This window comes from Bacillus sp. HNG, from assembly GCF_003400205.1.
Lineage (GTDB): Bacteria > Bacillota > Bacilli > Bacillales > Bacillaceae_L > Ferdinandcohnia.
This window is the reverse complement of sequence record NZ_QUQV01000003.1, coordinates 14,105-31,425: the sequence shown is the minus strand read 5'-3', so window position 1 is coordinate 31,425 and position 17,321 is coordinate 14,105. Positions and strand designations below refer to the sequence as shown.

Genomic DNA, 17,321 nt, shown 5'->3' with positions numbered 1-17,321 from the left:
AAAATAAGCCTTAGAAAAGGAGGTTCAAGAAATGGGGAAAACAACAAAAATTAAAAATAAGTTGAGCGTTATTAAAAACATTCAATACCTACATATTTTGATTTATATCCTCCTTGCAGGAATCATGTTTTTGGTTATGTATAGTAATGTTAAACCGGAAGTTTTGCATTTAGAGATTCTGCATCCCTCTGAACAGACAATTCGTTCTCCATTAACAATTGAAGATAAAATTGCCACAAAGGCAAAACAGGATGCAGCAGTAAAGGAAGTAGAGGATGTTTTCACACTCAAATCCGAATATGCAGATAATCAGGTAGATCTGGCCATTTCCATTTTTGACTCCATTGAAGAAACGAATAATGAAGCATCAGATGTGTTTAATTCTAAATTGAAAGAATGGGAAAGTCTCACAGAAGAAGATCGAGGGGAAGAACCTAAACCATTGACAGCTTCAGAAAAGTTACAGATGTTAAAAACAAAGCTGCCACAGGATTTAACAAATCGAATCCCGGACGATGTTTTTACCGCTTTATTAACGGCTTCTCCTGAGCAATTATCCCGTGCAAAAGATGCGGTTATTACAGCTGTTAACAATGTAATGAACACTCGTATTCCTTCATCCGAAGTGGAAAATGCAAAAAATAAAGTGGTGGAGGAATTACGTTATTCTAGTGTCGATGCAGCGCTACGAGAGCCGATGCGTGAAATGGCTCGTTTTGCAGTCGTTCAAAACGTTTATTATGATGTAGAGGCTACAGAAGAAAAACGCCAACAAGCAATAGAAGCAGTAGAGCCAGTAAAAATTCTTCAAGGTCAAATTATCGTAGAGGAAGGACAATTAATCACCAGGGATATTTATCGACAACTAGAGCTTTTAGGTATGACGAACACGAATAACCCAATTCAACCATTTATTGGATTGGCATTAATTATTGTATTAGTCATTGGTGTACTCGTCTATCATTTTTATAATGAAATACCGACTGATCGCCATCGTAATATTTATTTGCTGATCTTTGCGATTATCTTTACTATAACCATTCTATTAATGAAGGGTATAAGTATATTCCAACAAATTGATTATTCTGATATAGGTTATATTGTTCCAGTGGCTATGGGGGCAATGTTATTAAAATTATTGATTAATGAAAAAGTCGCGATCCTTTCAAGCATGATTTTTGCCGTTTGTGGAAGTATTATCTTTAACCAGGGTGTGACAGGTACACTAAATTTCACAGCCGGGATTTACTTCTTATTTGGGTGCTTAGCTGGCGTGTTGTTTTTAAGTAAGCATAATCGTAGAGGGAAAATACTCCAAGCGGGGCTATTTGTTGCTTTGATTAATATTATTGTCATCTTTTCGATCATGCTATTACAAAATGGTAGTTATTCAAGCTTGGATTATGGTTCATCCATCATTATGGCAGTTTTATCTGGCGTTATAGCTGCAGTTTTAACAATAGGGCTACTGCCGTTCTTTGAAGCTGGATTTAATATTCTTTCAACAATGAAATTAATCGAATTATCTAACCCAAATCATCCGTTATTACGAAAAATTTTAACGGAAGCACCAGGTACTTATCATCATAGTGTCATGGTGGCAAATTTGTCAGAGTCTGCCTGTGAAGCAATTGGAGCGAACGGTTTATTAGCAAGAGTTGCATCGTATTATCATGATATTGGAAAAACAAAACGACCACATTTTTTTATTGAAAATCAGATGAATATTGAAAACCCACATGATAAAATTGCACCTCAACTTAGTAAAACTATTATTACAGCACATGCCACAGATGGCGCTGAGACATTGAGAAAATTTAAAATGCCGAAAGAAATTGTCGATATTGCTGAGCAACATCATGGGACAACACTGTTGAAATATTTTTATCATAAAGCAAAGCAACAAAGTGATCGAGAAATTCTTGAATCCGATTTTAGATATGAGGGACCTAAAGCACAAACAAAAGAGGCTTCCGTAATTGGAATTGCAGATAGTGTTGAAGCAGCGGTACGTTCACTATCAAATCCAACTCCACAAAAAATTGAGTCGTTGGTAAATAATATTATTGCCGATCGATTACAGGACGGGCAATTTGATGAATGTGACATCACACTTAAAGAGCTTGATATCGTTGCGAAAACATTATGTGAATCACTCAAGGGAATCTTCCACTCAAGGATAGAATACCCTGCGGAGGCTACAAAACAGAAGGTGAAAGAAGCATGAGATTAGAAATTGATTTTAATGATGAAATTGGAGAAGTAAAGGAAGAAGAATGTAAATTAGTGAGGGAACTACTTTTTTTAGCTGCTGAAAAAGAAGGTGTAAAAGAAGGGACAGAGGTTTCGATTACATTTGTTGACAATGATAGGATTCAAGAAATTAATCGGGAATACCGTGACAAAGATCAACCAACAGATGTTATTTCCTTTGCCATGGAAGAGATGGGTGAGGGAGAAATTGCGATTATCGGTGAAGACATACCAAAACTATTAGGAGATATCATCATTTCAATCCCAAGGGCAAGGGAGCAGGCTGAGGATTATGGGCATTCTTTTGCGAGGGAATTAGGTTTCCTTGCCGTCCATGGTTTCTTGCATTTACTTGGCTATGACCATATGACAAAAGAGGATGAGAGTAAAATGTTTTCAAGACAAAAGGAAATCCTAGAGGCGTATGGACTTGAACGGTAATAGCAAATGGACTCGCTTTATCAAAAGCTTTTCGTTTGCTTTTCAAGGCTTGCGTGAAGCATTTTTTTCAGAACGCAATTTACAAATACATTTATTGTGTTCAATCATTGTCGTGATTTGTGGCTTTCTTTTCCAAATCACAAGGGTGGAATGGATGGTTATTCTTCTTTTAATCGGTGGAATGTTTTCAATTGAATTGATGAATACAGCAGTTGAAAAAGTGGTGGATTTAGTTACAAGTGAATTCCACCCTTTGGCTAAGAAGGCAAAAGATATTGCAGCTGGCTCTGTTCTCATTTATGCGATCATTTCTGTTATTATTGGATTAATCATATTCCTACCCTATGTAAAAAGACTAATTTAGAGAAAATTCTTACAATTGTGTAACAAATAATTTAAGCCATGCATAAATCAAGATTTTTATGTAAAATAAAAATACACTTCCGTACCAAGATACGCAGAAAGGAAGATAGAAGTGAAGACAGAAGAACTAATCAACGAAGCAAAAAAAGCAAGAGAACTAGCATATGTTCCATATTCCAAGTTTAAGGTGGGGGCTGCCCTGCTAACGAAGGATGGCAAAGTGTACCATGGCTGTAATATTGAAAATGCTGCATATAGTGTAACAAATTGTGCAGAGCGAACAGCCCTATTTAAGGCAGTGTCTGAAGGTGATAAGAAGTTTGCAGCAATAGCTGTAGTTGCAGATACAGACCGACCAGTGCCTCCATGTGGCGCCTGTCGTCAAGTTATTTCAGAGCTATGTCAGCCTGATACAAAGGTATATTTATCGAATCTAAAAGGCGATATACAAGAGATAACAATTAATGAATTACTACCAGGAGCTTTTACACCGGAGGATTTACATGGAAAATAAGAATGGCTATAAATCAGGTTTTGTTTCGATAATTGGACGGCCAAATGTTGGAAAGTCCACTTTTTTAAATCACGTTATCGGACAAAAAATTGCTATCATGAGTGATAAACCTCAAACAACACGAAACAAGGTGCAAGGGGTTTATACAGAAGAAGACTCTCAAATTATTTTTATTGACACGCCCGGTATCCATAAACCGAAGCATAAATTGGGCGATTTTATGATGAAGGTAGCCCAGAATACACTTAAGGAAGTCGATCTAGTCTTATTTATGATAAATGCAGAAGAGGGCTATGGTCGAGGTGATGAGTTCATCATTGAACGTCTAAAAAATATTCAGACACCAGTTTTTCTAGTTGTTAATAAGATAGACCAAATACACCCTGATCAATTATTAGAATTAATCGAGCAGTATAAAGGGCTCTACCCATTTAAGGAAATTGTTCCAATCTCAGCACTACAGGGTACGAATACCCCGAGACTAGTTGAACAAATCAAAAATTATTTACCAGAGGGACCTCAATACTATCCTGCTGATCAGGTAACAGACCATCCGGAACGATTTATTATTACAGAATTAATACGCGAAAAAGTGCTACACCTTACAAGAGAAGAAGTACCACATTCAATTGCCGTTGTCATGGATTCACTCGAAAGAAGAGAAGGTGGCAATACTGTATACGTTGGTGCTACTATCATTGTCGAACGTAATTCGCAAAAAGGAATTGTGATTGGAAAACAAGGTAGTATGCTAAAAGAGGTCGGAAAGCGAGCAAGGGCCGATATTGAAGCATTGCTTGGGTCGAAGGTGTTTTTAGAGCTTTGGGTAAAGGTTCAAAAGGACTGGCGTAACAAAATGTCCCAACTACGCGATTATGGGTTCAGAGAAGATGAATATTAAGGCATAAACGTTACAGTATTTGCATTTCTGAAAAAAATACACGGATTAGCAAAATTTATGTAACATGTTTTTTAGGATATTCGGTCAAGATATTCTTACAAGTAAATGTTCAAGAGGACTGCGTCGTAGTTAAACTATTTACAACGTACGTTTTGAACATCTACTAAAAGTGAATGAAATTGGAGCAGTCTGTGCTAGTCTTAATAACTGAAAGGTGGGGTTACTATGTTAGATTTTACCTGGAAGGTGTTTAGTCAAACAGGTAATGTTGATACGTATCTTCTTTTTAAGGAATTGGAACAAGAGAAGACTGAGAGACCCGAAGCACAAAATGAGGAGCTAGCAGAAATAGATTTTCCAATTACTTGACCATCCTATAAAGCGTTCTTGACTTATTAAAGGGCGCGCTATTATAGTAACAATGGTAATTGGTTGCCTTGTTGCCAATGGATGGTGACAGAAGTGCTACAAAAATGTGAAGGTATAATCATAAGAACAAATGATTATGGTGAAACAAATAAAATTGTAACTTTGTATACCCGTGAATGGGGGAAAATTGGGGTAATGGCAAGAGGCGCAAAGAAACCAAGTAGTCGCCTAGCTGCTATTACCCAGGTTTTTACATATGGGCAGTTTTTAATTCAAAAAACGTCAGGTTTAGGTGTTTTACAGCAAGGTGAAACCATAGCAACGTTTCGTTCTGTTAAGGAAGATATTTTCTTAACCGCATATGCATCTTATGTAGTTGAATTAACCGATAAATGTACGGAAGACAAGAAACCAAACCCTTTTCTTTTTGAAATGCTATATCAAACCATTAATTACTTAAATGAAGGATATGACCCTGATATTCTTCTGTATATTTATGAGCTTAAAATGCTGCCTTTACTTGGTTTGTATCCTCGACTTAACGAATGTACAATATGTAAAAGTACGGAGGGCGAATTTGCTTTTTCAATTAAAGAAGGTGGACTTCTTTGTCATCGTTGCTATGAAAAAGAACCGTATCATCTAAAAGTATCACAAGCAACCATTCGCTTACTTCGTTTATTTTATTATTTTGATTTAAATCGGTTAGGGAGTATAGCCGTAAAGGATGAGACGAAGAAAGAAATAAAAAGAGTTATTGACATGTATTACGATGAATATTCAGGCTTGTATCTAAAATCAAAACGATTCTTAGATCAACTTGAAAATTTTCGACTTCCGTAAAGTAGCCTACTTGACATGGCTGTCAAATTGGAATATAGTTCAATTAAAAATATCGCACGTTGAAGGAAAGTAGTACTTATTACAGTGTTTGTTCAAAAAGGAAGATAAAAAGGACCAAGAAGTTCGAGGCGGCGTGGCTTTGAGTAGCGGAACGTATGATCTTAATACGTGAGCAACGGAAAAGCAAGCCAACGAGCTTCCACAGGATGTGGTGACTTCGACGTTCGACACAGGACGTGTCGGCGTTTAGTCGAAGTTCCTCTTGCGATGTGTCATTTTTGTCGGACTTTTTGAACAACATCTAAGTTCATAAAAGCGAACCTAGGACGGTGGGAGCTAGGGTATGAACAAATAAGGAAGGCGTTCCAGAGTGTATCGTTGAAAGAGGCAATAACTTTTTTTTGTTGTTGCAAATAGGGTGGAACCGCGGGTAAACTCTCGTCCCTATGTCTACAATTAGGCATAGAGGAGGGGAGTTTTTTATTTTTTAAATAAGTTTTCCAAATCCAGCTGCAGCGCCTAGAAACTCGAGAAACTTCAACTCCTCCTTCAGAGGCAAAAATCGCCTCTTTGTTGGAGTCTCCAGTTTTCTCGTTTCTGAGAAAGGCGCTTCCGCTTTATAATTCCGGAGGTGCAAGTATGAACATACAAGAAATGATATTAACGTTACAAAAGCATTGGTCAGATCAAGGCTGTATTCTCATGCAAGCCTATGACGTAGAAAAGGGTGCAGGAACAATGAGCCCATATACATTCCTAAGAAGTCTAGGTCCAGAGCCTTGGAATGTTGCATATGTTGAACCGTCAAGACGTCCAGTCGATGGTCGTTACGGAGAAAATCCAAACCGCCTGTACCAACACCATCAATTCCAAGTCATCATGAAGCCATCACCTGATAATATTCAGGAGCTTTACCTAGACTCCTTACGTAAATTAGGAATTGACCCATTAGAGCATGACATCCGCTTTGTTGAAGACAACTGGGAGGCACCAACACTTGGGGCTGCAGGACTTGGTTGGGAAGTGTGGCTTGACGGAATGGAAGTAACTCAATTTACTTATTTCCAACAAGTTGGAGGTATTGAGTGTAAACCTGTTTCAGTCGAAATCACTTACGGAATTGAACGTTTAGCCTCTTATATTCAAGATAAAGAAAATGTTTTTGATCTTGAATGGACGAAGGGATTTACGGTTCGTGATATTTTCCATCAGCCTGAATACGAACATTCAAAATATACATTTGAAACATCTGATACAGAAATGCTATTTAACTTATTTAACATTTATGAAAAAGAAGCACATCGTCAAATGGACGAAGGCCTCGTTCATCCGGCATATGATTATGTATTAAAATGTTCACATACCTTCAACCAGCTAGATGCAAGGGGAGCAATCTCAGTTACGGAAAGAACAGGGTATATTGGCAGAGTGCGTAATTTGGCTCGTAAAGTTGCAAAAACGTTTTATGAAGAGCGGGAAAAACTAGGCTTCCCAATGCTGAAGGCAAAAGGAGACGATCGTCATGAGTAATCGAGATTTATTGATTGAAATAGGCTTAGAGGAGATGCCAGCACGGTTTGTAACAGATGCCATGAATCAGCTTTCTGACAAGGTGACAAACTGGTTGCTTGAACATAATATATCATTTGAACAGGTTGAGCGTTTTTCTTCACCTAGAAGACTAGCAATTCTTGTTCATGATGTTGCTGAAAAACAAAAGGATGTTGAACTCGAAGCGAAAGGTCCTGCGAAAAAAATTGCCCTAGACCAGGATGGTAATTGGACAAAAGCTGCGATGGGCTTTACGAGAGGACAAGGTGCGACAGTTGAAGATATCTTTTTTAAAGAAATAAATGGTGTGGAATACGCACATATCAATAAGTTTATTAAAGGGAAAAATACAGTAGATATCTTAGGTGAGCTTGAAGATGTCATTACACATCTATCTTTCCCTAAAAATATGCGATGGGGAAATCAAGAGCTTCGTTATGTTCGTCCAATAAAATGGATTGTTGCTTTATTCGGTGATGAGATTATTCCTATTACTATCACACACGTTACGGCCAGCAATAAAACGTGGGGACATCGTTTCTTAGGTCACGAGGTTGAAATTACATCCCCAAGAGACTATGAAAGACTACTTATGTCTCAATATGTCATTGCTGACTATCTTGAGCGTAAGGAAGCTATTACAAACCAAATAAAAATTTTAGAAGAAGACAACAATTGGGAAGTTCCAATTGATGCGGATCTGCTTGAAGAAGTAACAAATCTTGTGGAATATCCTACTGCGTTTTACGGAAAATTTGAAGATGAATTTTTAAATTTACCAGAAGAAGTATTAGTTACTAGCATGAGAGAGCATCAACGCTATTTCCCTGTAAAAGATAAAAATGGTGCTCTACTTCCTTACTTTGTAGCGGTTCGAAATGGTGACCACAAGCATCTTGAAACAGTCGCAAGAGGTAATGAAAAGGTACTTCGTGCCCGTTTATCTGATGCAGATTTCTTTTATAAAGAAGATCAAAAATTAAAAATCGATGATTTAATTCAGAAACTGGATAAAATCATTTATCATGAAGAAATCGGCTCAATTGGTGACAAAGTTAGACGAATTCAGCAAATCACCAAGCATTTATCAGTGCTTCTTGATTTAGATAGTGAAACACAAAATAAGGCAAACCGCGCTGCTGAGATTTGTAAATTTGACCTTGTCACAAATATGGTATATGAATTCCCTGAGCTTCAAGGAGTCATGGGTGAACGATATGCACGATTAAGTGGGGAAGCGAAGGAAGTTGCTGTAGCCATTAATGAGCATTATATGCCACGACACGCTGATGACGCTAGTCCTGCGACAACCGTAGGTGCATTGATCAGTCTTGCTGATAAGCTGGATACAATTGTTGGGTGTTTTTCAATTGGCATCATTCCAACTGGTTCACAGGACCCATATGCATTACGTCGTATGGCATCAGGAGTTGTTCAAATATTACTTGATAAAGGCTGGAATATTAGCCTCGAAGAGTTATTCGAGTATGTAATAAGTTTATTTGTTGAAGCGAATGTGGCAAAGCTTGAAAAACAAGAAATTGAAAAAGAACTTGTCCATTTCTTTAAATTACGTATCAAACATGAATTAACCAATCGTAACGTACGCTACGACATTATTGATGCAGTTCTTGGTACAAAGATAGGCATTGTTGGACTACTGATTCAAAAAGCCGAAATTCTTGAAAAAAATAAAGACCATCAAGACTTTAAAGCGACAATTGAATCATTAGGTAGAGTACTCAATATCGCGAAAAAAGGTGAAGAGGCTGAAATTAATCCTAGCCTTTTCGAATCAAATGAAGAAAAACAACTCTTTGAAAAGTTTACAGAGGTTAAACCAAAAATAATCGATAGTCTTCATACAAAGAATGTAGCAGAAGCTTTCCATCTTTTGGCTTCGTTGAGAGAGTTAATTGATCAATATTTTGAACATACAATGGTTATGGCAGATGATGAGGCTGTAAGGAAAAATCGTCTAGCACAAATGGTGCAATTAGCAAACATCATTTATTTAATCGGAGATATGAATGCAATAATTGTAAAGTAAGAACGAATAGCTAGGAGCATGTTGCTCCTAGTCTTTTTTCATACCCTATACGTTATGACACAATTAGTATATAATAATTCTAATTAGTATAACCTTTTTGAATTTGTGTACATAAAGCAATAGATTTTACGATTGGTGGTGAGTACAATAGAACTGAGCAAGAGGCAAGAACAAATTGTACAAATTGTAAAAGACAATGGACCGATAACAGGAGAAGCAATTGCGGACCGGTTAAGTTTGACGAGGGCAACACTTCGTCCGGATCTCGCTATTTTAACAATGGCTGGTTATCTTGAAGCAAGGCCCCGTGTCGGTTATTTTTATACAGGAAAAACAGGACAGCAGTTGCTAGCCGATAAAATCAAAAAAATAAAAGTGATGGATTATCAATCCATACCTGTTGTTGTAAATGAGAGTTTATCTGTATATGATGCAATTGTAACGATGTTTTTAGAAGATGTCGGAACATTATTCGTGGTAGATAAATCCTCCCTACTTGTAGGTGTCTTATCGCGGAAGGATTTATTGCGGGCAAGTCTTGGTAACCAGGACTTGAAATCTATTCCAGTCACAATTATTATGACTCGTATGCCGAATATTACAATGTGTGAAAAAGATGATCTTTTACTTGATGTGGCTCATAAATTAATTGAAAAGCAAATTGATGCATTACCTGTTGTTAAGCACTCTGAACGTGGTATTGAGGTTATTGGAAGAATCACAAAGACAAATATGACGAAAGCCTTAGTGGCCCTCGCTGGGGATGAAATCCTCTAATTTTTGGTAAGGAGATGGGGTAACGAATGAGAAATCGTGTAGTATATGTAGTATCCGATTCGGTTGGGGAAACAGCAGAACTAGTTGTTAAAGCAGCAGTTAGTCAATTTAATGGCTCACATACAGATATTAAACGAATTCCTTATGTAGAAGATACTGCTACATTGTCAGAGGTAGTAGCCCTTGCAAAACTAAATAATGCAATCATTGCTTTTACACTAGTAGTCCCTGAACTAAGAGACTTCCTTGTGAAGGAAGCCGAGAGAGAAGGAGTCATTGTAAATGATATTATTGGACCGCTAATTGACAAAATGTCCGGCCTTTATGAAAGTAATCCAAGATATGAAGCGGGGCTTGTAAGAAAGCTTGACGAAGATTATTTCAAAAAGATCGAGGCAATCGAATTTGCGGTAAAATACGATGATGGTCGAGATCCAAGGGGAATCCTACGTGCAGATATCGTCTTAATCGGTGTATCAAGAACTTCTAAGACACCTTTATCTCAATATCTTGCACATAAGCGCTATAAGGTTGCTAACGTTCCGATTGTTCCCGAGGTTGATCCACCGGAAGAACTGTTTAAAGTGTCACAGAATAAATGCTTTGGGTTAAAAATCAGTCCTGACAAACTTAATCATATTAGGCGCGAGCGATTAAAATCATTAGGTCTAGATGACCAAGCAATTTATGCAAATATTAACCGCATTAAAGAAGAGCTCGATCACTTTGAATCACTCATTACTAAAATCGGTTGTGATGTTATCGATGTCTCAAATAAAGCAGTTGAGGAAACCGCAAATATTATTTTAAATAAAATCAATAAACGAAGAACCAATTAAAAATTTTTAAATGAAGCAAAAACATATCTTAAAAAGATATGTTTTTTTATGGCGCTTGAAAGAATTTTATATTATAATAAAAAATTGTGATAAAAATACATATTTTTAGGTTTAGAGTTCGATTGGATAGAATAAACTATGTATTGAAGGTTGTCAAGGGTAAGATAAGGAAATAGGTGAATTAATTTTCGACATTATTTTCTCATTTCAAATTTTTCTTTCCGAAAATGCTTTAAAATATCCGTTCTTTTTACTCACCTAAAGATTGGACAATCACAGAATTGAAACATCCTATTAAATCTTTTTTTGGAAAAGAAGGATTCTCTGGAGTGATGTAGAATAGAGAAATATGACGAAAAAAAGAATAAAATATTTGTTGATGCGGATGCATGTCCAGTAAAAGAAGAAATAGTTAGTATAGCGGGTACATATAATATCAATGTTGTATTTGTAGCTTCATATGCTCATGTTATGTCAAATCCCATAGGTGGAAAATGGGTGTATGTAGATGCGGACAAAGAGGCTGCAGATCTCTATATTATGAATCATGCAATAAAAAAAGATATCGTCATTACCCAGGATACTGGCTTAGCAAGTATTTTAGTTAATAGAGGTGTAACTGTACTATCGCCCCGTGGCAAAGAATTTAAGGAAGAGGATATGGAACAAATTCTCCATTTTCGTTTTTTATCTGCAAAGGAAAGGCGGAATGGCTCCTACTCGAAAGGACCTAAACCCTTTACAGATGAAGACAAACAACATTTTACTAAAATATTTAAAAAAAGTTTGTCGAATATTGCAGGATTTTAACTCTCAATATAGAATATTTTAGTACTTGGGGATGTTAAACATGGGGTATCGAATTCCCGAAGAAACAATCGAAAAAATTCGGTTATCTGTTGACATTGTTGATGTTATTAGTGAATATGTTCAATTGAAGAAGCAAGGTAGAAATTATTTTGGCTTATGTCCATTTCACGGTGAAAATACCCCTTCATTTTCTGTATCACCTGATAAACAAATCTTTCATTGTTTTGGGTGTGGAGCAGGTGGAAATGTATTTTCTTTTTTAATGGACTTAGAAGGGCATTCCTTCTCAGAAGCTGCAGTTAACTTAGCTAAAAAAGTGAACATAGACTTATCAGATTACGAACACCATACAGCTGTTTCTGATAAAAATAACGATGTATCAAAAATGCAAGAAGCACACGAATTATTAAAGAAATTCTATCATCACCTTTTACTTAATACAAAAGAAGGTCAACCAGCGCTCGACTATTTAACAAATAGGGGCTTTACGAGAGAAATCATCGATAAGTTTGAAATTGGATATGCACTTGATTCCTGGAACTTTGCTACGAAATTTCTCCAAAAAAGAGGTTTTAAGCCTGAGTTGATGGAACGGGCCGGATTACTTGTAAAAAAGGAGGATACCGGGACATTCTTTGATAGATTTCGAAACAGAATAATGTTCCCGATTTGGGACCATCAAGGTAAAACAATTGCTTTTTCTGGTAGGGTGCTTGATAAGGGGCAGGAACCAAAATATTTAAATAGTCCTGAAACGATTATTTTTAATAAGAGTAAAACCCTTTACAATTTCCATCAAGCAAGACTTGATATTCGAAAACAACAGCAAGTAGTCCTTTTTGAGGGATTTGCAGACGTGATTGCGGCTGATCGAGCAGATGTTCCAAACTCAATTGGTACAATGGGTACATCCTTAACGGATGAGCATGTAAAGATAATTAGAAGGAATGTGGAATCTGTTGTCATCTGTTATGACTCTGACAATGCTGGGCTAGATGCCGCTTTACGAGCTTCATCCTTGCTTCTCGAGGCGGGCTGTTATGTGAGAGTTGCGACGATGCCAAATGGTATGGACCCTGATGACTACATTAACAAATATGGCGCGGAGAAGTTTAAAAATGATGTAATAGGGGCAAGTCTTACAATAATGGCATTTAAAATGCAGTACTTAAGAAGAGGAAAAAATCTTCAGGATGAAGGAGAACGCATCCGTTATATAGAAGATGTACTTAAGGAAATTTCCTCTTTAGATAAGGCTGTTGAAAGAGATCATTATTTGCGCCAACTTTCTAATGAATTTTCAATTTCGCTTGAAGCACTTAAGCAACAACAGCTACAGTATTATAAATCTGAACGGAAAAAGAGGGATAATTTCTCTTCGAATAGAAATAATACGAAAGCGAAACCTACCGTATCAAAACATTTATTTAAAGCCTATCATAATGCAGAACGTTTTTTGCTTGCGTATATGCTGCGGGATCGGGATATCGCTGATAAAGTACAAGATCAGCTTCAGGCCGAATTTAATATTGAAGAGCATCGAGCAATTTTAACGTATTTATATGCATATTATGAAGAAGGTCATGAACCAGATATCAGCACATTTTTAACGAGAATACATGATGATAATCTTAAACGGATTGTAACTGATATTGCAATGATGTCAGTAGAAGAAGAAGTATCTGATTCTGTGTTATCTGATTATATGAAACAGGTGTTGAATCACAAAAAAATGTCAATGATAAAAGAAAAAGAAACTGAACAACTTGAGGCTGAACGTAGTAAGGATTATTTGAAGGCTGCTACGATTGCAAATGAGATTATCCAATTGAAGAAAGCACTACATTAAAATAGGTTTTCTAACCTCTATGTCATACTAGTTTTGGAAGGAGGGGAACAAATGGCTGAAAAGTCTAAAGAAGTTGATACAGAATTAACATTAGAGCAAGTAAAAGAAAGATTAACAGCACTTGGTAAAAAACGCGGAGTATTATCCTATGAGGAAATCGCTGAGCGTATGTCTGGTTTTGAAGTTGAATCAGATCACCTTGATGAATACTATGAGTTCCTTGGAGAGCAGGGGATTGAACTAATAGGTGAAGGTGAAGGACATGATGCCGATGCTGATGATGAAGATGATCCTAATATTCAGGAATTATCTAAGGAAGAAGAGTTTGATCTAAACGACCTAAGTGTTCCTCCAGGGGTTAAGATTAATGACCCAGTACGTATGTACTTAAAAGAAATTGGTCGTGTAGACCTACTCTCAGCAGATGATGAAATTCAACTCGCTGAAAGAATTGAACAAGGCGATGAAGAGGCAAAACGCAGACTTGCTGAAGCCAATTTACGACTTGTTGTAAGTATTGCAAAGCGTTACGTTGGTCGTGGGATGCTGTTCCTAGATTTAATCCAGGAAGGGAATATGGGACTTATAAAAGCAGTCGAAAAGTTTGATTATCGCAAAGGCTTCAAGTTCAGTACGTATGCTACATGGTGGATTCGTCAAGCGATTACACGTGCGATTGCAGACCAAGCGAGAACCATTCGTATCCCTGTTCATATGGTTGAAACAATCAATAAATTAATCCGTGTGCAACGTCAATTGCTCCAAGATCTTGGCCGTGAACCAACTCCTGAGGAGATTGCCGAGGATATGGATTTAACACCTGAAAAGGTTAGAGAAATTTTAAAGATTGCTCAAGAACCTGTATCATTAGAAACACCAATTGGTGAAGAAGATGACTCACATCTAGGTGATTTTATCGAAGATCAAGATGCAACATCTCCATCAGAGCATGCTGCATATGAGCTTTTAAAAGAACAGCTAGAAGATGTCCTAGATACCTTAACAGACAGAGAAGAGAATGTATTACGTCTACGTTTCGGGTTAGACGATGGACGCACCCGTACTCTTGAAGAAGTTGGTAAGGTATTTGGTGTTACTCGTGAACGTATTCGCCAAATTGAAGCAAAAGCGCTGCGTAAACTTCGTCACCCAAGCCGTAGCAAGAGGCTGAAAGATTTCTTAGAATAAACATTTTCATTTACATTTCGTAGTTTACTTCATACAATTGAAGTAAACTATTTTTTTTGCCCATACGATGTGGGTCACAAGGACGCTGCCATAAGAAGTGGCGTTATTAGTATTTGAACTTAACTTTAAAAAAAGGTGAACGCTTTCATGAACGAAGATCGAAAAAAAATTGTCATTAACGAAATCCTATACTGGCGTGAAAATAAATTACTGCCAGAAGCATATTGTAATTTCCTTCTCTCACTATATACAGAAGGAGAAGGGGTTGAACCAACGAAAACAACATCTCATTCTAAGAAAAAAACAATCATGTGGATACTTGGAATTGGTTTACTTTTACCAGTTGTGTTTCTTGTCACTTATTTTACTGAACTATCGCCCATATTGCAAATGCTAATAAACTTTATTTTTATAATTATCTGTACTTTAGGCTTGGTTTTAAATCGAAATAATCTTTTTTTCGTACATTTTGGATCCATCATCCTTGCGCTTATTATTCTTCTTCTGACAGTAAACGGAAGTGATCTTTTGTTTAAAGGACATGGATATTATTTGTTCGGAATCATATTATTGAATTGTATTTGTTGGATTATAGTTGGCGTATTCTCAAAGAAAAAATATTTTTTAATTGCCGGCATTCTAGGAAGCATTACTTCGGGTATTCTTTTATTTAATTTTTAAATTGTTTAAAAATTCATAATCACCCCTTATAATAGAGATTGAAAACGTATACAACGGGAGGGGTACTATGAATTTCGATTTAACGACAGAGCAAAAAATGATTCAAAAAACGATTAGAGAATTTTCTGAAGAAGAAGTTGCTCCGGACGCTGAACAACGAGATAAAGACAAACGTTTCCCAATTGAAGTTTTTCACAAGCTTAGTAAATTAGGGATGATGGGTCTACCGTTTCCTGAAGAATATGGTGGTGCGGACTCAGATACCATTAGCTTTGCAATCGTAGTTGAAGAACTTAGCCGAGCCTGTGGGTCTACCGGAATTACATACTCAGCTCATATCTCACTTGGTGGTGCGCCCCTTCATTTATTTGGAACGAAAGAACAAAAACAAAAATACTTAACACCCATCTGTACAGGTGAGTCTCTTGGTGCTTTTGGACTTACTGAACCAAATGCTGGATCAGATGCTGGCGGAACGCAAACAGAGGCAGTAACTAAGAATAATGAGTTTATTATCAATGGAAATAAATGCTTTATTACCAATGCAAGCTTTGCAAAGCATCTCGCTCTAACCGCGATAACAGGTCGAAATGGTGGAGAAAAGGAGATCAGCGCGATCATTGTTCCAACCGATGCAAAAGGGTTTAAGGTGATCGATAATTATGCGAAAATGGGACTTCATGCTTCAAACACGACAGAAATAATTCTTGAGGACGTTCGCGTACCTGAGGAAAATTTACTTGGCAAACGAGGAGAAGGTTTCAGGCAGTTTTTAATCACGCTAGACGGTGGTAGAATTGGGATTGGGGCAATGGCAGTTGGAATTGCACAAGCAGCCTATGAGAAGGCATTGTCGTATGCTAAAGAGCGAAAGCAATTTGGGAGATCGATATCGAGCTTTCAAGCGATTCAATTTAAATTAGCAGACATGGCGATGAAAATTGAGTTGGCTCGAAATATGGTGTACAAAGCCGCATGGTTGAAAGACCAAAACCGTAATTTTTCGAAAGAAGCTTCAATGGCTAAACTATATGCGTCTGAAATTTGCATGGAGGTTACAAACCAGGCTGTTCAGATTCACGGTGGATACGGATATATGAGAGAGTATCATGTTGAAAGATTTATGAGGGATGCAAAACTTTTAGAAATTGGAGAAGGAACATCTGAGATTCAACGAATGGTGATTGCCAGAGCAATTGGATGTTAAAAATACTTTGTAACTGGACACTCCTCTCTCTCTATAAGGAGAGGGGTTTTTATTTGTGTTTGTGACGAATTTGTGACATATTTGTGTAAAATAATTTTACAATAATATGTTACTAGGGTTCTTTGTACAATTAGGACTTTCACTTCTATCGTTTTTCAAGTAAAATAGAGAGTGTTTGTATAGAATATATATAATAACTTCTTAAATGATGTACATAAGTAAGGGAGGTCAGAAAATGAAAAAGAATCCATTAATACCATTTGCTTTAATCGCAGTATTCGGTATTGGACTTATGTTCCTATTAGGTTTTGTTGGACTTGGTAACATGGACGAAATGGCAAACAAAGGTGAAGAGGCACCAGAAACAGCTGCAGCTTCCCCAGAAGAGGTTGTCAAAAGTACATGTGCAGCATGCCATGGACAGGATTTAGCAGGCCAAGGTACTGCTCCTGCATTGAAAGGTACTTCTTTATCAGCTGAAGAGATTCAAGATGTTATCACTAATGGTAGAGGTGCAATGCCAGGCGGCTTAGTTAAGGACCCTGCACAAGTACAAGAAATAGCAAATTGGTTAGTTGAACAAAAATAAATAATAGATTAAAACCCTTTGCATATTATGTAAGGGGTTTTTTTCTGCACTTACCACACCAGATGGAAGTTTCCTCGCATTTCTTGTATAATTAAA

The 17,321-nt window shown here is 37.0% G+C and carries 17 protein-coding genes; all 17 read left to right on the top strand.

Features of this window, described 5'->3' with window-relative positions:
• Positions 1-31 precede the first annotated feature (31 nt).
• The 17 genes from DZB84_RS06800 to cccA all read left to right on the top strand — a co-directional run bounded on the left by DZB84_RS06800 (position 32) and on the right by cccA (position 17,225).
• Positions 32-2,227: an HD family phosphohydrolase gene (locus tag DZB84_RS06800; protein ID WP_116351519.1), complete on the top strand. Its 2,196-nt coding sequence runs from the start codon at positions 32-34 to the stop codon at positions 2,225-2,227.
• Positions 2,224-2,694: an rRNA maturation RNase YbeY gene (gene ybeY, locus DZB84_RS06795; protein ID WP_116351518.1), complete on the top strand. Its 471-nt coding sequence runs from the start codon at positions 2,224-2,226 to the stop codon at positions 2,692-2,694. Before DZB84_RS06800 ends, ybeY begins: the two co-directional genes overlap by 4 nt.
• Positions 2,678-3,058 carry a diacylglycerol kinase family protein gene (locus tag DZB84_RS06790; protein WP_116351517.1) on the top strand — a complete coding sequence of 127 codons (381 nt, stop codon included), beginning with the start codon at positions 2,678-2,680 and terminating at the stop codon, positions 3,056-3,058. The genes ybeY and DZB84_RS06790 overlap by 17 nt, the downstream gene beginning before the upstream one ends.
• A 111-nt stretch (positions 3,059-3,169) precedes the next feature.
• Positions 3,170-3,571 (top strand): cytidine deaminase, encoded by a 402-nt coding sequence (locus DZB84_RS06785; RefSeq protein WP_116351516.1) that lies wholly within the window; start codon positions 3,170-3,172, stop codon positions 3,569-3,571.
• Complete coding sequence (gene era / locus DZB84_RS06780; RefSeq protein WP_116351515.1) at positions 3,561-4,472, top strand: GTPase Era; 912 nt, start codon at positions 3,561-3,563, stop codon at positions 4,470-4,472. Before DZB84_RS06785 ends, era begins: the two co-directional genes overlap by 11 nt.
• Before the next feature lie 225 nt (positions 4,473-4,697).
• Complete coding sequence (locus DZB84_RS06775) at positions 4,698-4,841, top strand: YqzL family protein (protein WP_116351514.1); 144 nt, start codon at positions 4,698-4,700, stop codon at positions 4,839-4,841.
• A 93-nt stretch (positions 4,842-4,934) separates the two neighbouring features.
• Positions 4,935-5,684, top strand: coding sequence for a DNA repair protein RecO (gene recO, locus DZB84_RS06770; RefSeq protein ID WP_116351513.1), 750 nt, complete (start codon positions 4,935-4,937; stop codon positions 5,682-5,684).
• A gap of 639 nt (positions 5,685-6,323) precedes the next feature.
• Positions 6,324-7,214 (top strand): glycine--tRNA ligase subunit alpha, encoded by an 891-nt coding sequence (gene glyQ / locus DZB84_RS06765; RefSeq protein WP_116351512.1) that lies wholly within the window; start codon positions 6,324-6,326, stop codon positions 7,212-7,214.
• A complete protein-coding gene (glyS, locus tag DZB84_RS06760) occupies positions 7,207-9,285 on the top strand; it encodes a glycine--tRNA ligase subunit beta (RefSeq protein ID WP_116351511.1) in 2,079 nt (692 codons plus the stop codon). Before glyQ ends, glyS begins: the two co-directional genes overlap by 8 nt.
• Positions 9,286-9,423: 138 nt before the next feature.
• Entirely contained in the window at positions 9,424-10,062 is a 639-nt protein-coding gene (gene ccpN, locus DZB84_RS06755; RefSeq protein ID WP_189655189.1) for a transcriptional regulator CcpN, read from the top strand.
• Positions 10,063-10,088: 26 nt separating this feature from the next.
• Positions 10,089-10,901 (top strand): pyruvate, water dikinase regulatory protein, encoded by an 813-nt coding sequence (locus DZB84_RS06750; protein WP_116351509.1) that lies wholly within the window; start codon positions 10,089-10,091, stop codon positions 10,899-10,901.
• Positions 10,902-11,240: 339 nt separating this feature from the next.
• Complete coding sequence (locus DZB84_RS06745; protein ID WP_189655188.1) at positions 11,241-11,711, top strand: YaiI/YqxD family protein; 471 nt, start codon at positions 11,241-11,243, stop codon at positions 11,709-11,711.
• Between the two features lie 40 nt (positions 11,712-11,751).
• Complete coding sequence (dnaG, locus tag DZB84_RS06740; RefSeq protein ID WP_116351507.1) at positions 11,752-13,560, top strand: DNA primase; 1,809 nt, start codon at positions 11,752-11,754, stop codon at positions 13,558-13,560.
• A gap of 51 nt (positions 13,561-13,611) precedes the next feature.
• Positions 13,612-14,748 carry an RNA polymerase sigma factor RpoD gene (rpoD, locus tag DZB84_RS06735; RefSeq protein ID WP_116351506.1) on the top strand — a complete coding sequence of 379 codons (1,137 nt, stop codon included), beginning with the start codon at positions 13,612-13,614 and terminating at the stop codon, positions 14,746-14,748.
• Positions 14,749-14,895: 147 nt separating this feature from the next.
• Positions 14,896-15,429 carry a hypothetical protein gene (locus DZB84_RS06730; protein ID WP_116351505.1) on the top strand — a complete coding sequence of 178 codons (534 nt, stop codon included), beginning with the start codon at positions 14,896-14,898 and terminating at the stop codon, positions 15,427-15,429.
• A gap of 67 nt (positions 15,430-15,496) precedes the next feature.
• Positions 15,497-16,636, top strand: coding sequence for an acyl-CoA dehydrogenase family protein (locus DZB84_RS06725; RefSeq protein ID WP_116351504.1), 1,140 nt, complete (start codon positions 15,497-15,499; stop codon positions 16,634-16,636).
• Positions 16,637-16,871: 235 nt separating this feature from the next.
• A complete protein-coding gene (gene cccA, locus DZB84_RS06720; RefSeq protein WP_116351503.1) occupies positions 16,872-17,225 on the top strand; it encodes a cytochrome c550 in 354 nt (117 codons plus the stop codon).
• The last annotated feature ends 96 nt before the right edge of the window (positions 17,226-17,321 follow it).